This window comes from Flavobacterium sp. 123, from assembly GCF_003634825.1.
Lineage (GTDB): Bacteria > Bacteroidota > Bacteroidia > Flavobacteriales > Flavobacteriaceae > Flavobacterium.
Window position 1 is genome coordinate 2,242,568 of record NZ_RBXD01000001.1, and the last position, 15,325, is coordinate 2,257,892.

14 protein-coding genes, 3 tRNA genes and 1 pseudogene are annotated in these 15,325 nt (G+C 33.1%); 6 read left to right on the forward strand and 12 right to left on the reverse strand.

Annotated features, from left to right (window positions below):
- Positions 1 to 151: 151 nt before the first annotated feature.
- On the reverse strand, positions 152 to 1,003 hold the full coding sequence (locus C8C88_RS09960; protein WP_121337962.1) for an aldo/keto reductase: 852 nt from the start codon (positions 1,001 to 1,003) through the stop codon (positions 152 to 154).
- Between the two features lie 186 nt (positions 1,004 to 1,189).
- On the opposite strand from C8C88_RS09960, the gene C8C88_RS09965 reads away from it, so the two are divergent.
- The gene (locus C8C88_RS09965) at positions 1,190 to 2,101 is read left to right on the forward strand and encodes an AraC family transcriptional regulator (protein WP_121337964.1); all 912 of its coding nucleotides are present in this window, start codon (positions 1,190 to 1,192) and stop codon (positions 2,099 to 2,101) included.
- A gap of 258 nt (positions 2,102 to 2,359) precedes the next feature.
- On the opposite strand, the gene C8C88_RS09970 is transcribed toward C8C88_RS09965, so the two are convergent.
- The 6 genes from C8C88_RS09970 to C8C88_RS09995 all read right to left on the reverse strand — a co-directional run bounded on the left by C8C88_RS09970 (position 2,360) and on the right by C8C88_RS09995 (position 9,651).
- The gene (locus C8C88_RS09970; protein ID WP_121337965.1) at positions 2,360 to 4,615 is read right to left on the reverse strand and encodes a xanthine dehydrogenase family protein molybdopterin-binding subunit; all 2,256 of its coding nucleotides are present in this window, start codon (positions 4,613 to 4,615) and stop codon (positions 2,360 to 2,362) included.
- A gap of 16 nt (positions 4,616 to 4,631) precedes the next feature.
- On the reverse strand, positions 4,632 to 5,093 hold the full coding sequence (locus C8C88_RS09975; protein ID WP_121337967.1) for a (2Fe-2S)-binding protein: 462 nt from the start codon (positions 5,091 to 5,093) through the stop codon (positions 4,632 to 4,634).
- 82 nt (positions 5,094 to 5,175) lie between these two features.
- Positions 5,176 to 7,422: a xanthine dehydrogenase family protein molybdopterin-binding subunit gene (locus C8C88_RS09980; protein WP_121337968.1), complete on the reverse strand. Its 2,247-nt coding sequence runs from the start codon at positions 7,420 to 7,422 to the stop codon at positions 5,176 to 5,178.
- 16 nt (positions 7,423 to 7,438) lie between these two features.
- Positions 7,439 to 7,900: a (2Fe-2S)-binding protein gene (locus C8C88_RS09985; RefSeq protein WP_121337969.1), complete on the reverse strand. Its 462-nt coding sequence runs from the start codon at positions 7,898 to 7,900 to the stop codon at positions 7,439 to 7,441.
- Between the two features lie 10 nt (positions 7,901 to 7,910).
- Positions 7,911 to 8,606, reverse strand: coding sequence for a LytTR family DNA-binding domain-containing protein (locus C8C88_RS09990; protein ID WP_121337970.1), 696 nt, complete (start codon positions 8,604 to 8,606; stop codon positions 7,911 to 7,913).
- Entirely contained in the window at positions 8,599 to 9,651 is a 1,053-nt protein-coding gene (locus C8C88_RS09995) for a sensor histidine kinase (RefSeq protein ID WP_121337972.1), read from the reverse strand. Before C8C88_RS09995 ends, C8C88_RS09990 begins: the two co-directional genes overlap by 8 nt.
- 260 nt (positions 9,652 to 9,911) lie before the next feature.
- Here C8C88_RS09995 and C8C88_RS12985 point away from each other — a divergent pair.
- The 3 genes and pseudogenes from C8C88_RS12985 to C8C88_RS10010 form a co-directional block, all read left to right on the forward strand.
- Positions 9,912 to 10,139, forward strand: a pseudogene (locus C8C88_RS12985) (hydrolase); the annotation flags it as partial.
- Between the two features lie 82 nt (positions 10,140 to 10,221).
- Positions 10,222 to 11,382: an XdhC family protein gene (locus C8C88_RS10005; RefSeq protein WP_121337973.1), complete on the forward strand. Its 1,161-nt coding sequence runs from the start codon at positions 10,222 to 10,224 to the stop codon at positions 11,380 to 11,382.
- Position 11,383: 1 nt separating this feature from the next.
- The gene (locus C8C88_RS10010; protein WP_147403450.1) at positions 11,384 to 11,995 is read left to right on the forward strand and encodes an NTP transferase domain-containing protein; all 612 of its coding nucleotides are present in this window, start codon (positions 11,384 to 11,386) and stop codon (positions 11,993 to 11,995) included.
- Between the two features lie 339 nt (positions 11,996 to 12,334).
- On the opposite strand, the gene C8C88_RS10015 is transcribed toward C8C88_RS10010, so the two are convergent.
- The 3 genes from C8C88_RS10015 to C8C88_RS10025 all read right to left on the reverse strand — a co-directional run bounded on the left by C8C88_RS10015 (position 12,335) and on the right by C8C88_RS10025 (position 12,645).
- A tRNA-Leu gene (locus C8C88_RS10015) sits at positions 12,335 to 12,417 on the reverse strand.
- A gap of 43 nt (positions 12,418 to 12,460) precedes the next feature.
- Positions 12,461 to 12,533: transfer RNA gene (locus tag C8C88_RS10020), tRNA-Lys, on the reverse strand.
- Positions 12,534 to 12,572: 39 nt separating this feature from the next.
- Positions 12,573 to 12,645 (reverse strand) — tRNA-Lys (locus C8C88_RS10025).
- Positions 12,646 to 12,771: 126 nt separating this feature from the next.
- Here C8C88_RS10025 and C8C88_RS10030 point away from each other — a divergent pair.
- A complete protein-coding gene (locus C8C88_RS10030) occupies positions 12,772 to 13,290 on the forward strand; it encodes a shikimate kinase (RefSeq protein WP_121337977.1) in 519 nt (172 codons plus the stop codon).
- Here C8C88_RS10030 and C8C88_RS10035 read toward each other — a convergent pair.
- Both C8C88_RS10035 and C8C88_RS10040 read right to left on the reverse strand, forming a co-directional pair.
- Positions 13,282 to 13,782, reverse strand: a complete 501-nt coding sequence (locus C8C88_RS10035; protein WP_121337978.1) for a phosphoribosyltransferase domain-containing protein — start codon at positions 13,780 to 13,782, stop codon at positions 13,282 to 13,284. The genes C8C88_RS10030 and C8C88_RS10035 overlap by 9 nt on opposite strands.
- A gap of 49 nt (positions 13,783 to 13,831) precedes the next feature.
- A complete protein-coding gene (locus C8C88_RS10040) occupies positions 13,832 to 14,221 on the reverse strand; it encodes an RNA-binding S4 domain-containing protein (RefSeq protein ID WP_121337980.1) in 390 nt (129 codons plus the stop codon).
- Between the two features lie 78 nt (positions 14,222 to 14,299).
- Between C8C88_RS10040 and C8C88_RS10045 the strand changes: the two genes are divergently transcribed.
- Positions 14,300 to 15,286: an FKBP-type peptidyl-prolyl cis-trans isomerase gene (locus C8C88_RS10045; protein ID WP_121337982.1), complete on the forward strand. Its 987-nt coding sequence runs from the start codon at positions 14,300 to 14,302 to the stop codon at positions 15,284 to 15,286.
- Positions 15,287 to 15,325 lie beyond the last annotated feature (39 nt).

Here is a 15,325-nt window from a genome sequence, read left to right on the forward strand (position 1 = left end):
ATTTATTTGGGTTTTTAATATTTTTATAGTTGTTATCTTCTGATTTTATAATTGGAGCTAATGAATGAAAAGGAATATAGCGCTTCCTGCTAATGCTAATCTAATCCTGCGGTATTTATGATGTATCTACAAATCATAATTTAATTGTAGTTTAAAGGTTTAGCTTTCTTTCGCTCAACCATTTTACCATATTTGGATCTCTGTGGTCAAAAAACAAACTCTCATTTGTGTCTAAAGTCTGAATCAACTGCATATCATCTGTAGCTAATTCAAAATCGAAAATGGCGAAATTCTCCAGCATTCTTTCTTTTCGAATTGATTTTGGAATAGCAACCACGCCTCTTTGGGTTAACCAACGAAGAATAACCTGTGCTACTGTTTTATCGTATTTTTTCCCAATTGCCAATAATATGTCATTATTGAATATGTTATTTTTTCCTTCGGCAAAAGGTCCCCAAGATTGAATTTGCACGTTGTTATTCTGAAGAAATTCTTGAGTGCTAATTTGTTGATCAAACGGATGAGTTTCAATTTGGTTGATGGCTGGTGTGAAACCACTATTAACAATTAAATCCATTACTCTATCTGGATGAAAATTAGCAACACCAATTGCTCTAATTTTACCTTCGGCATATAATTCTTGCATAGCTCTCCAAGAACCAAAAATATCTCCGTAGGGTTGATGAATAAGATATAAGTCTAGATAGTCTAGTTGCAAAAGGTCTAATGATTTTTGAAAAGCAATTTTTGTTTTTTCATAACTAACATCTTGGACCCACACTTTGGTAGTTATAAATAATTCTTCTCTAGGAATATTACTTTTTTTGATGGCATTACCTACGGCGGCTTCATTCATGTACGAAGCGGCAGTGTCGATTAAGCGATACCCGCAATCAAATGCTTCTAATACTGCTTTTTCACATTCGTTAGCATCTGGAATTTGGAAAACTCCGAATCCTAAAATTGGCATTTCTACACCGTTATTTAATTTTATATTTTGCATGATTCTGTGATTTTAAGGTTACTGTACAACGAGGAGAATTTATACTACTTTGCAAATTTCCGAACTGAAAATGAAGATGTTGGTATATAGATTACCGATTGTTCTACCAATATTACTGATTGGACATACTATATGATAATTGATTTATCTAAATGTCTAAATTTGTATTATAAAATAAAAATTATCATGAACAAAATAGTCAAGTTTAATACCGTTACGGAATATAATGTGTTTAACAATAACGAAACTTTACATCCATTAATAAGTGTTATTGATTTTTCAAAAGCCGATGAAAGATCTTGGGAAGGGGAGAAGACTGTTAGAATTTATTATGGTTTTTATTGCATCTTTTTGAAAGATATAAAGTGTGGTGATTTGCGTTATGGTTGTAATTACTACGACTATCAAGAAGGAACATTGGTTTTTGTTGCTCCAGGGCAAGTTATGGAAGTAGAAACGGATGGTAAAGTATATCAACCAAAAGGGTATGCCTTAGTATTTCATCCTGATTTAATACACGGAACTTCTCTTTTTAAAAGTTTAAAGGATTATAATTTTTTCAGTTATAATGCAAATGAAGCATTGCATTTGTCAGAACGGGAAAGACAAATTGTTTTAGACTCTTTTTCGAAAATTCTTTTAGAATTGGAACTTGGAGTTGATAAGCATAGTAAGAAACTTATTGCTTCAAATATTGAATTGTTTTTAAATTATTGTGAACGATTTTATGACAGACAATTTATAACTAGAGAAAATGTTAATAAAGGAATTTTGGAAAAATTTGAAGAGGTGTTAAACGGTTATTTCAAAACGGATAAACCCAATACTATTGGTTTGCCGTCCGTTGCCTATTGTGCTGACGAATTATATTTGTCTGCCAACTATTTTGGTGATTTGATAAAAAAAGAAACTGGAAAATCAGCTCAGGAATACATTCAAAATAAAATAATTGATTTAGCAAAAGATAAGATTTTGGTAGACAATTTAACCGTAAACGAAATCGCTTATGAGTTAGGGTTTAAATATCCTCAACATTTTTCTAGATTGTTTAAACAGCGAGTGGGGTATACCCCTAATGAATATAGAAGTTTGAATTAAGTTAGCAAGATACAGCTGTATAATGTTTCTCTAAATGTATGAATCCAGTTTTAAAAGTAGCTAGAAGTTTTTTTATAAATAAAAAAACCGCCAAAATACAGGAAAGTATATTTGTCGGTTTTGTGACCACGTTAGTATTAAAACAGGTGCTTATGAATAGGTTTTTAAGATCATTTTCACGCATTCGTTTCAATAAAAACTCCTTAAAATAAGGAGTTTTTAATGTCATATAATTAGACTTGATCGCATTCTAATATACTACGCTTCCAAATCTTTTTGAAAAGGTTGATTGTAAAATCTTTTTCCAGCAGCTTTGTATAAAGCATTTGCTACAGCAGCAAATACAGGTGGAAAAGGAGGCTCGCCTAATCCTGTTGGATCAATGTTATTTTTCACAAAATGAATATCAATATTTTTTGGTGCCTCATTATGGCGAATCATTCTGTACTGGTCAAAATTTTGTTGGTCTGGTTTTCCGTTAGTAATCGTTAAGGCTCCAAACAAGCTGTTTCCAATGCCGTCAACAACAGCACCTTCAACCATGTTTTTGGCTCCTTCGGGATTAACAACCACACCACAATCAATAGCTGTAGTTACTTTTTCGACTACGGGGATACCTTCGTTTAAAGTAAGTTCAACAACATGAGCAGCATAGGATTGATGACAAAAATAGGCTGCTACACCATACTTTTTATTCGATAATTTTAAATTTTTCCAATCTGATTTTTCTTTTACCATTTCTAGAACACCAAGGTAACGATCTGCATTATATTCATTATTTTTTCCCACTGGGTTTTCTTTGGCTCTTTGTAGCAATTCAATTCTAAAATCTATTGGATCTTTTTCTAAAGCTTCGGCTAATTCATCCAAAAAAGATTGTTCAGCACTAGCAATAAAATTAGACCTAGGTGCTCTGAACGCACCAATTGTCAAGTTGGTTGGAATTACCCAACTTTCGGCCAAGTAATTATCTACAGCTCCAGCTGGGAAGCGGTTTTCGTGTACTGGACTTTCTGGCAATCCACCACCTTTTACGTGTATTGCTGTCAATTTTTTGTTAGTATCTATTGCCGCACGGTAGGTTACTGAATACATAGGGCGGTAAATTCCGCAGGTCATATCGTCTTCTCGGGTATATATTAATTTCACAGGTGCTTTAATTTTTTGCGAAATAATTCCTGCTTCTACCATATAATGTCCGTAAGCGCGTCTTCCAAAACCGCCTCCCATTCGGGCCAATTGTATTTCTATATTTTCTTTTGGAATACCTAATCGGGTAGCAATAGATGGTGCTATGAAATCTGGTGCTTGAATAGGAGCTACAAATAAGGCTTTGTTATCGGTAACATCGGCAAAACAACTAATAGGCTCCATGGTATTATGTGCCAAAAACGGTGCTGTATAGGTGCGTTCTACTATTTCATGAGCTTGCTCAAATGCTAATTCTGGATTGCCATCTTTTCTGAGTAATTTACCTGGTTTTTTTGATTCTTCTAACATTTTGGCATACTGCGAATCGGTGCTTTCTAAACCAGCAGGTATAACTTCTTCTCTTTTATTTCCAAAAATATTTACAACTTCTTTCGTTTCCAAAATGGGTTCCCAAGTTGCTTTGAGTTTTTTTCTTGCACGGAGTACTTCCCAAGTGGAATTACCAACTATAATGACTAATTCATTAAAAGTCCGGATGTCGAAAATAGCTTTTTCAAAATTATCTTCATATACTTTGATAGCGAAGACTTCTTTTATTCCGGGTTGTTTGAGAACTTCATTAGCATTAAATGATTTTAATTTTAAACCAAAAGCTGGGGGATGTTGTGCCATTGCTATTAACATTCCCTCTTGGTGGTAATCAAGTGTAAACAAAGGTTTTCCACTAACGATTTTTATACCTTCTACATTTTTTTGAGGATTTCCTAAAATAGTAAAGTCAGAATTGTTTTTTAGTACAACATTTTGAGGCGGAGTGAATTTAGACGCTTCGGAGGCTAGTTGTCCATAAGTTACAGATTTTCCACTTTTGAGGTGCGAAATAATACCCATTTTTGTACTTAATTCAGATTGAGGTACATTCCAAGATTGTGCCGCTGCTAAAAGTAGCATTTCCCTTGCTGAAGCCCCAACACCTCTTAGTTCTTTCCAAGCTTGTCGAATGGAATTACTCCCTCCTGTAAATTGTCTTTTGTATAACTTGGTATCATAAGGAGCCTGCTCAACGATACAATTTTTCCAATCCACATCTAATTCTTCAGCAATAAGCATCGGCAATGAGGTCATTACGTTCTGACCAAATTCTGGATTCGGACAAAATATTTTAATCTTATTTTCAGTAGTGATTTGGATATATCCATTGAATTCAACTTGTCCCTCTTTATTTATTTTCAATGAACTAGCAATTGCTTCATTTGGTTTTAAGCCCATTAACCAACTAAATCCAATCATCATTCCGCCACCTGAAATAGTGGTTACTTTTAGAAATGAACGTCTACTATATGTTTTTTTTTCTTCTTCCATTTGTCAAAAAGTTTATCTATTTGGTTGGTTTAGCGGCTAATTGTATGGCTTTTTTAATCCTTGTATAGGTTCCACATCGGCAAATATTTCCACTCATGAAACTATCAATATCCTCATCAGTTGGGTTTGGATTGTTTTTCAGTAAAGCCGAAGCCGTCATTATTTGCCCTGTTTGGCAATAACCACATTGTGCTACATCAAGTTCTAACCAAGCTTTCTGAACTGGATGGTCTCCATTTTCAGATAGTCCTTCGATAGTAGTAATATCTTGATTCTCAATAACCGAAATAGGCAACTGGCAAGAGCGTACAGGCGTTCCGTCTAAATGCACGGTACAAGCACCACAAGCACCTATTCCACAACCATATTTAGTGCCTTTTAAACCAATCATGTCACGTATTGCCCATAAAAGAGGCATGTTTTCATCGGCTTCTAAAAGGTACTCTTTGCTGTTAATTTTTAAATTAAATTTTTTCATAGTAACTCTTAATTATGGTATTATTAAAGACCGCAAAACCATATTTTAATTCCTTTAAAATTCGTTTTTTAGTTAGTTAAACTTAACTGTTTAAATCATTTTGAAAAGGTTGATTATAAAATCGTTTCCCAGTAGCTTTATATAAGGCATTCGCCAAAGCAGCCATTACAGGAGGGAAAGGAGGTTCTCCTAATCCAGTTGGATTGATATTGTTTTTTATAAAATGAATATCAATTTTCTTAGGAGCTTCATTGTGACGAATTATTCTATATTGGTCAAAGTTTTGTTGCTCTGGTTTACCATTTTTAAGGGTTAAAGCACCAAACAAACTATTACCAATACCGTCTACTATAGCACCCTCGACCATATTTTTAGCCCCTTCAGGGTTTACAACAACTCCACAGTCAATTGTTGTTGTCACTTTTTCAATTATAGGAGCTTCTTCTCCTAGGCTAAGTTCAACAACATGGGCAACATATGATTGATGACAAAAATAAGCAGCAACTCCATATTTTTTATTGGATAATTTTAAGTTTTGCCAGTCAGATTCTTCTTTCACCTTTGCTAAAACTCCAATATATCTATCTGCGTCATAGTCGTTTTTTTCTCCTACGGGTTTTTCTTTGGTACGTTGTAATAGTTCTATTCTGTAGTCTATAGGATCTTTTCCTATTTTTTCTGATAATTCATCTATAAAAGATTGTTCGGCTGCCGCAATAAAATTAGAACCAGGCGCTCTAAATGCAGCGACATTAATGTTTGAAGGAATTTCCCATCCTTCAGCTAGATAATTATCAAAAGCACCAGCTGGAAATCGGTTTTCGTGAATGGCACTTTCTGGAATTCCACCACCTTTGATGTGAATTGCTGTAACATTATTATTAGCGTCAAATGCTGCTTTGTAAGTTACCATATATGATGGTCTGTAAAGCCCTGCTGTCATTTCATCTTCTCTGGTATAAATCAACTTTATTGGCGCTTTCATTTTTTTTGAAATTAAGCCAGCTTCAATCATATAATGCCCATAGAGTCTTCTACCAAATCCACCTCCAATTCGTGCTAATTTTATTTCAATTTTTTCGGCAGGAACTTCTAAATTGGCAACAATACTTTGCTTCATGAATTCTGGAATCTGAATAGGTGCCGCAAAAAAAGCTTTTTCGTCAGTAATATGCGAAAAACAACTTATCGGTTCCATAGGATTATGAGCTAAAAACGGAGCTGTGTATGTACGTTCTAGTATATGATGAGCTTGTTCAAAGGCTAATTCAGGGTTTCCATCTCGTCTTAAAATTTTGCCCGGGTTTTTCTGCATTTCTTGCATCTTTTTCAAGTGCCCCTCTGTGCTTTCCAAGCCCGCTGGAGTCAATTCTTCTTTTTTGCCTCCCCAAGTTCCAACAATTTCTTTGGACTCCTTAATTGGTTCCCATACTGCTTTCACCATTTTTCGAGCATTCATCACCTCCCAAATCGTTTTCCCTACAACGACAATTAAATGATTGAAATTTCTAGTATCCAATGCATTTTTTACATATCCTTCTTTATATACTTTTATATCAAAAACATCGTTAATTCCTGCCATTTTTAAAGCATCTGCACCATCAAATGATTTTAATTGCATCCCAAATGCTGGAGGATGAATGGCCATGGCAATTAACATTCCTTCCTGTTCATAATCCAATGTATATAAAGGTTTACCTGTAACAATCTTTGTTCCTACTACATTTTTTTGATGTGTACCAATCAATGAAAAATCGGTATTTTGTTTAATAGTAACATTTTCGGGTATCGGCAATATAGAGGCGGCTGTTGCCAAAGCTCCGTAGGATAAACTTCTGGAAGAGGCTGAATGGTAAACGCTTCCTTTTGAAGTAGTTACTTCTTTTAGAGGGACGTTCCATTGGTTAGCCGCTGCTTGCATTATCATTTGTCTTGCAGTTGCACCTGCCGTTCTTAGAGGAATCCAAGCCATACTTATAGCCATACTTCCTCCAGTGAATTGATTTTTAAATCTTGGAGTGTCATAATCCCCTTGTTCAACAATAACTGTTTCCCAATTGATGTCAAGTTCCTCTGCAATTAGCATAGGCAATGAAGTTGTTACATTGGTACCTATTTCCGGATTAGGACAATATAATTTTATTTCATTTAAAGAACTTATTTCTATGAATCCAGTTAGTTTAACCCAATCTTTAGTTGGATTTTCAATTGCTAATGCGGCATTTGGCAATAAATTTGCCATCCAACTAAATCCAATCATCATTCCGCCACCTGAAATCGATGTTACCTTTAGAAATGAACGTCTACTATATGTTTTTTTTTCTTCCATTTGTCAAAAAGTTTATCTATTTGGTTGGTTTAGCGGCTAATTGTATGGCTTTTTTAATCCTTGTATAGGTTCCACATCGGCAAATATTTCCACTCATGAAACTATCAATATCCTCATCAGTTGGGTTTGGATTGTTTTTCAGTAAAGCCGAAGCCGTCATTATTTGTCCTGTTTGGCAATAACCACATTGTGCTACATCAAGTTCTAACCAAGCTTTCTGAACTGGATGGTTTCCATTTTCAGATAATCCTTCAATAGTAGTAATATCTTGATTCTCAATAACCGAAATAGGCAACTGACAAGAGCGTACAGGCGTTCCGTCTAAATGCACGGTACAAGCACCACAAGCACCAATTCCACAACCATATTTAGTGCCTTTCAAGCCAATTAAATCTCGTATTGCCCATAAAAGAGGCATGTTTTCATCGGCTTCTAACAGGTACTCTTTGCTGTTAATTTTTAAATTAAATTTCTTCATATAGCTTAGATTATTTGTTCTTATTTAAAAAATCGGTTTTGTAAGTTCTACCAATAGGTATTTCTTTATCTTTTATAGCAACATTATTGGTATTCCAATGAGTAATATGTTGTTTAGCCACTATAAATGATTTGTGTATTCTAAAAAAGGCATCATTTGTTAGTAGTTCTTCCATTTTTCGCAATCGCTCATAAACAATGAGTACACCTTCGGTTGTAATAATTTTGATGTAATCTTTCAGTCCCTCAACATATAGAATGTTGTTCACATTAATTTGTTTGTTTTCTTTTCCTACTTTTAATGTTATGAATGATTCAGATATCATTTTACTATTCACAACAGATTCTTTAGTAGCTTTTGAATTAATGTATCGAGAAATCGATTTTAAAAAACGTTCTTGGCTTATCGGTTTTAATAAATAGTCAAAAACTTCTAAATCAAATCCTTCAACTGCATATTCTCTAAAAGCCGTTGTCAAAATAACGGTTGGTTTTTTATTAAGCGATTTTATGAGCTCTATGCCACTCATTTTGGGCATTTGAACGTCTAAAAAAATTAAATCTACCTCATTTTGTTGCAAAAAAACAAACGCATCAATTGCATTAGCAAAAGATTTTACTACTTCAAAATCAGGTAATTTAGACAGATGATTTGAAATTAGTGCCCTAGCAGGAACTTCGTCATCTATGATTAGACATTTATACATAATTATTATAGATTACTTTAAGAACTACTGTAAAAACCTCGTCTTCTTTCAAAATATTAAGCAAATGTTTGTCTGGATAATATAACTTTAGTTGTTTCTTTAAATTGTCCAATCCCATACCACCTTTTTCTTGGATGCCATTATTTTGAATGGGCTCTTCTGTACTATTTGAAACTTCAATAGTTAGCTCATTATGCTCTTTATTAATATCAATTTTTATTTTTATCCATGAATTTCGAATAGAATTTTCGACGCCATGTTTAATACTGTTTTCAATTATGGGTAATAAAAGAAGCGGTTGAATGAATACTTTATCAGAATCTTCAGGCAATACTATTTCTACGTTTAGCTTATCACCTAATCGTATTTTTTGCAATTCTATGAAGTTATTCAAATAATCAAATTCTTCGTTTAAAGGTACTACTTCTTTTTTTGAATGGTATAAATTATATTCGATAAAATTAGAAAGATGAAGGATTTGATCAGCTGTTTCTGGGCTTTTAATTAAAGCAGTCGAATAAATATTATTCAACATATTAAATAAAAAATGAGGATGAACCTGGTATTTTAATAAGTTCAATTCTGATTTTACTTTTTCTTCATTTAAACCAACTAGAATTTGTTGTTGCTTGTGCCAATGAGCAATAAAATAGAACATTCCGTACATTCCCACCATTAAATACAAACTAAAAAATTCTAATAATAATTTAGGTAATGAGAAGAAAGATTCATCTATTTTCTCCGTTAAAAAGTAAATGGAGTCAAAATAGAAAAAGCTATAAGCCCTTTTAGCTAAAACAAAAAATAAACCTGTAGAGGTAATAGAAACCCAAAAAATAGTTTTGTCTTTTGGGTTGTAAAATTTTTCAAAAAAGACATGAAAAGATAGCATTGTAGTTAAAAATGCAGCTGGAATATGGAATACGGAATACATGAAATATTTTTCATACTCCTCTGTTAATGAACCAATACCTATCCATTTATAAACGAATAGTAAACTCCAAAATAACAGGTTAAATATAATGATGCCTTTCTTATTATTCATTTGAAGAAAATTTAAATAAAAGTATATAATTTAAACATTATACAATTTTTTATGCTAATAATTTAGACTAACTCCTGTTATTTTAGACAAACAGCAAATCAAATTAGTTGTTTGTCTAAAATAAAAGTCATTGGGCTAATAAAACAAATTAATAATGATTCAACCTTTATTTTTGGAAATAAAAAATAGATGAAAGTAAAAGGTTTATCACTAGTAATTCTAATACTAATTGTTTTTCAATACCGAATTATTGGACAGTATTGATAAGCCCAAAAATTGATCTTACTTTTTCTAAATTCTTATTTTGGTCAACTTTAATTCAGTATAGTAATCAAAAAAATAATTTGGGAATTAATTCTCGCTTTCAGTGGCGATTTGCGCCTTTGTCAGACCTTTATTTAGTGTGTAATGACAATTATTTCACGGGAGAATTCACTCCCACTTATAGGTCAATTAATTTAAAATTCACTTATTGGGTGAATCTTTAAAAAGGTAAATAAATTCAATATATTTGAGGTATCTCAAGTTGGTGATATTTTCAATTTCAATTTAAAATCAAATTCAAGTAAAATGAAAGAACTACAAGACATTATCAAAAAGCACGAAAAAGCAAATGAGAATAATTTAAAATCAGCATTAGTAACCGTAGTTCATTTGGATGGCTCTTCGTACAGACGTCCTGGAGCCCGAATGTTAGTGAATGAAGATGGAAAGATAACTGGTGCTATCAGTGGAGGCTGTTTAGAAGGAGATGCTCAAAAGAAAGCGCTTTTTACTATTTCGGAACAAAAAAACGTGCTTTTTACTTACGACACTTCCAAAGAAGATGATTCTGAAATGGGAATTCACCTCGGTTGCGAAGGTTTGATTCAAGTTTTATTTGAAAAAATTGACTCCGAAAAAAAAGATAATCCTATTGAATTACTTCGTATAGCATTATCGCTAAGGCAAAAAGCAGTATTAGTTACTTTATTCCATTTAGATAATAAAGAAAAAGAGCAATTGGGTACTTGCTTATTGCTTCAAGAAGACGGAACAATTTCTGGAAACATTCCCTTAAGCCTATTTAAAAATTCTATTTTGGGGGATTTGAATGAAGTGATGAATAATGAAGAGTCTGTTTTTAAACAGTATAAATCAGGTCAAGAATCTGTAACAGCATTTTTTGAGTTTATTCATCCTCCGGTTTCCCTAGTGGTTTTGGGTGCGGGAAATGATGCCATTCCATTAATGAAATTTGCGGATGTTTTGGGTTGGGATTTCCGAATTGTTGACCGAAGAGATACCCATGCTAATAAAGAACGATTCCCTTTGGCTTCGCAAACTTTAGTTGCTAATCCAGATGTAGCGCTAAATTATTTATCTTATGATAAACGCACTTTTTTTGTATTAGTTACCCATAGCTACAAATGCGATTATTATTTCTTAAAATCGTTATGCGCTGCCGATGTGCCTTATGTAGGGATTTTAGGTCCTAAAAAGAAATTAAACCGTATGTTAGGCGAATTAAAAGAAGGCGGAGTATCTTTGAGTCAAGCTAAAATTTCGACTATTTTTAGTCCGACAGGTTTGGATATTGGTGCTGAAACACCCGAAGAAATTGCCTTGAGTATTATAGCTGAAATTCAAGCGGTTTTGAAAGGAAAAAAAGGAGGGATGTTAACGCTTAAAGAGGAAGTAATTCATTCAAGAGACTCATTAGCGATTCAAGTAGAGCTTGTTAAAAATTAATATGGCTTGTGTAATACATCAATGCGGTATACTTATTTTGGCTGCAGGGTCTAGTAGTAGAATGGGAAGACCAAAACAATTACTAGAATTTGAAAGCGGGACACTTTTGACACATGTCATAAAAACTGCGAACAACTCAAAACTGTATCCTGTAGTGGTAGTTTTGGGTGCCAATGAAGAACTGATAAAAAACAGTTTGCAAGAGCAGCAGCTAATTATTGTAACCAATGAAAACTGGCAAGAAGGAATGGCAAGTTCAATAGTAAAGGGCATTACTTTCATAAAAGAAAAATACCCCGATACAGATGGAATAATCATTGCCGTTGGCGATCAACCACATATAAACACAACCCAGCTGCATCAATTGGTGGAGGCTCAAAATACATCGCGATTGCCCATTGTTGCTTGTTCTTATGCTGGAATTATAGGAACTCCCGCATTGTTCCATCAATCAGTATTTCCAGAATTAATGTCCCTAAAAGGAGATATTGGCGCCAAAAAAATAATAGAAAAAAGAATCCAAGATGTAGTTACGATTAATTTTGACAAAGGAATTATTGATATTGATACTGAAAAAGAGTATCAGGACTTGTTGAGGAATCAAAAAAAATAAAAGACAGTTTCGGAGTCTATAATTATTTATGCGTATCCTTAACAATAAATAAGACCTTCGTAGTCTTTATTGTATGTCAAATTAAGATTGTCTTTATACTAATCTGATTTACAGTCAAAATTTTTGTAACAAGGTGTTAACAAAATAAGACTAACTGTAAAAGGCATATAGTATTGCAATGCGCAGTATAAGTAGGATTTAAGTATGAATTTTTTTTAGCTATTTTTAGGATAACATATTGCTATGTATAAAAAAACACTCATGAAAAGAGTGTTTTTTTTGTGGTTAAGTAAATGTTAACAAGAACAACTGTTGATCCTTGTAAACAATTATTAAAAGTGACCACGGTGGGATTTGAACCCACACGCCCTTACGAGCACCACCCCCTCAAGATGGCAAGTCTACCGTTTCTCCACGTGGCCCTAAAAAGAAAAAAGGTCAAGTAAATAATTACTCAACCTTTTGTGACCCGACTGGGGCTCGAACCCAGGACCCCATCATTAAAAGTGATGTGCTCTACCAACTGAGCTATCGAGTCAATCATTCAAGAAATGTATGTTTTAAATCACAATTTTTGTGACCCGACTGGGGCTCGAACCCAGGACCCCATCATTAAAAGTGATGTGCTCTACCAACTGAGCTATCGAGTCATTTCATTTCTTGAATGCGGGTGCAAATATAAGACCTTATTTTTGAATTTTCAAAGCAATTTTATTATAAATTTGTCTTTTTTTAACAAAAGTACTTAACGTCTTAGTTTGTAAGGTTTTATTCAAATGAGAAAAATTATATTATTAGGTTATATGGGGTGTGGCAAGTCTACAATTGCTAACAAACTGTCAAAAATTATCCAAATTCCGTTTGTAGACTTAGATAAAATTATCGAACAGAAAACAAATTTAACTATAAATCAAATTTTTGAAACTCAAGGCGAAGTCTATTTTAGAAAGTTAGAACATGAAGTTTTTGTTGAATTATTGAATTCAACTGAAAACATGATTATAGGTTTAGGTGGAGGTACCCCTTGTTATGCTAATAATCATGAATTGTTGCAACGTGAGGATGTAATTTCTATTTATCTTAAAGCGTCTATCGAAACTTTATTTGATAGATTGGTAACTAATAAAAGCAAGCGCCCACTTATAGCAGATAAAAGCGAAGACGAAATGAAAGAGTTTATAGCCAAACATCTTTTCGACAGAAGTTTTTATTACAATCAAGCACAACATAAAGTGATTGTTGATAACAAAACAATTGACGAAACTGTAGCTGATATTGTTGAAATTTTAGCTTAGGTAAGCATAATTGTCGCCGTTTTCATCAAAAACGACCTGAACATGTTCTAATAAAGATGTTGAAAGAGATATTCCTTTAAAGTCCGCTTTTACTGGATATTTTTTGTGATTGCGATCAACTAATACAGCAGTTTTGAATTTTTTCAAAGGAACATTAAGAAAGTGTCTAACGGCATATATTAAGGTCGTGCCTGAACTTAGAACATCATCAACTAGCACTAAACCTTTATTAGCATATAGTTCCTTAGTTAAGGAAGTTTGAACCTCTGAGTCTGGATTTTGCTTGTTTACTTTGACTTCACACAATGATATTTTTAAAGTAGAAATAGTTTCAAGTGCAACAGCTATTTTTTTTGCAAAAATAAATCCATTAGACGCAATTCCAGCAATCACAATTTCATCTTCATCTACAAATGTCTCATAGATTTGATAAGCGATTCTTTTTATTTTATGCTCTATTTCTTGATTCGTTAAAATGATGTTTTTGCTCATTGTTTTATTTTAAAGTTAAAAGTGGAGATTTAAAATTTTAGAAATATTTTTAATCTAAATCGTCGTCGTCAATAATTTCATTTCCATATTCGTCAATATCTCTTCGGTCTTTTTTTGTTGGCCTTCCTGTTCCTGTTTTTCTGTAATGTTCTTTAGACAATTTCAGTAGTTCCAGATGCTCATATGCTTCTGCTGGAGTGTCATTTCTACGATAAATATCGACTAATTTTGCGCCAACACGATTGTCCGGAATATCAAGCACAGTAATAATTTGTGTGATTTGATCTTTTCGGAACGTAATTTTATCGGTAGGAAATACTTCTTTCGAAGGCTTGGCAACTTGACCATTTACGGTAACATGATTTTTTTTGCAAGCCTCAGTTACCATGTTTCTGGTTTTGTAATACCGCATGCACCATAAATATTTATCTATTCTCATAAATTTTCTAAAATCCAAGTTAAATAGTTTACAAAAATCAATCAATATTGTATCTTGCGCACTTAAAAATTAACCATAATGAACAAATTTAAGTATTATTTTATTTTATTAGTTGCAACAATCTCTTTATTTTCATGTTCAAAAAATGATAATGCTGTATCAGAGCCTCTTAGAGATTATTCAGTACAATATGCTACTGATCTTACTGATATTGAAGAATATTTACAAACCTATTATATTACAGTTACAGAGCATCCAGGTTTTCAAGATGACCAAGATGTAGTTTTTACTAAAATTCCTGATGGAGGAACGCAACCTGCTATTTGGTCTTATAAAGATAATGCTGGTTTTCCAAAACTTTTGAGTAGAGATGTAAATCTTCATGGTATTACCTATAAATTATATTATTTACTTTTAAGAGAAGGAGTAGGGCAATCACCTTGTAATGTTGATGGTGTATTGGCATCATACAGAGGAGATTATTTAGAGCGACAAGCGGTGTCAAATGTGACAACACTTACTGTTAATAAATTTGAAGAAGTTAAAAACCCACAAACTATTTTGAGTTTGTACTCAACGGTACCAGGTTGGGGTGAAACTTTCCCGCAATTTAAGACTGGAACGTATACATCAAATCCTGACGGAACAGTTTCTTACAATGATTTTGGTGCAGGTGTAATGTTTCTTCCTTCTGGGTTGGGATATTATGCTACAGGAAGTAGTTCTATACCGTCATATGCTCCTTTAGTGTTTAGTTTTAAATTGTATGAAATAAAAAGAGCAGATCAAGATGCAGATGGTATTCCGTCTTATTTAGAAGATATAAATGGTAATGGATACATGTATGATTACAGAAATACAGCTTACTATCCTACAACGCTTACAAACCTTGATGATACTGATGCAGATAATATTCCTGATTTTCTTGATGTAGATGATGATGGTGATAATTATACTACGAAACTTGAAATAAAAAATCCTGCGACAGGAATTGCTTATCCATTTGCAGATATTCCAATTTGTACTTCTGGTAAGAAAAACTTCTTGGATAGTACCTGTCATTAATATAAAAAGACCTTATATAAAAAATCCCATTCAAATTAA

What these genes read in the sequence shown, in the direction of transcription:
- C8C88_RS10040 (WP_121337980.1), bottom strand. Translation starts at nt 14,221, where the DNA reads ATGAGAATAGATAAATATTTATGGTGCATGCGGTATTACAAAACCAGA.
- C8C88_RS10010 (WP_147403450.1), top strand. Translation starts at nt 11,384, where the DNA reads ATGGCTTGTGTAATACATCAATGCGGTATACTTATTTTGGCTGCAGGG.
- C8C88_RS09975 (WP_121337967.1), bottom strand. Translation starts at nt 5,093, where the DNA reads ATGAAAAAATTTAATTTAAAAATTAACAGCAAAGAGTACCTTTTAGAA.
- C8C88_RS09960 (WP_121337962.1), bottom strand. Translation starts at nt 1,003, where the DNA reads ATGCAAAATATAAAATTAAATAACGGTGTAGAAATGCCAATTTTAGGA.
- C8C88_RS09980 (WP_121337968.1), bottom strand. Translation starts at nt 7,422, where the DNA reads ATGGAAGAAAAAAAAACATATAGTAGACGTTCATTTCTAAAGGTAACA.
- C8C88_RS09970 (WP_121337965.1), bottom strand. Translation starts at nt 4,615, where the DNA reads ATGGAAGAAGAAAAAAAAACATATAGTAGACGTTCATTTCTAAAAGTA.
- C8C88_RS09985 (WP_121337969.1), bottom strand. Translation starts at nt 7,900, where the DNA reads ATGAAGAAATTTAATTTAAAAATTAACAGCAAAGAGTACCTGTTAGAA.
- C8C88_RS09965 (WP_121337964.1), top strand. Translation starts at nt 1,190, where the DNA reads ATGAACAAAATAGTCAAGTTTAATACCGTTACGGAATATAATGTGTTT.
- C8C88_RS09995 (WP_121337972.1), bottom strand. Translation starts at nt 9,651, where the DNA reads ATGAATAATAAGAAAGGCATCATTATATTTAACCTGTTATTTTGGAGT.
- C8C88_RS10045 (WP_121337982.1), top strand. Translation starts at nt 14,300, where the DNA reads ATGAACAAATTTAAGTATTATTTTATTTTATTAGTTGCAACAATCTCT.
- C8C88_RS10005 (WP_121337973.1), top strand. Translation starts at nt 10,222, where the DNA reads ATGAAAGAACTACAAGACATTATCAAAAAGCACGAAAAAGCAAATGAG.
- C8C88_RS09990 (WP_121337970.1), bottom strand. Translation starts at nt 8,606, where the DNA reads ATGTATAAATGTCTAATCATAGATGACGAAGTTCCTGCTAGGGCACTA.
- C8C88_RS10035 (WP_121337978.1), bottom strand. Translation starts at nt 13,782, where the DNA reads ATGAGCAAAAACATCATTTTAACGAATCAAGAAATAGAGCATAAAATA.
- C8C88_RS10030 (WP_121337977.1), top strand. Translation starts at nt 12,772, where the DNA reads ATGAGAAAAATTATATTATTAGGTTATATGGGGTGTGGCAAGTCTACA.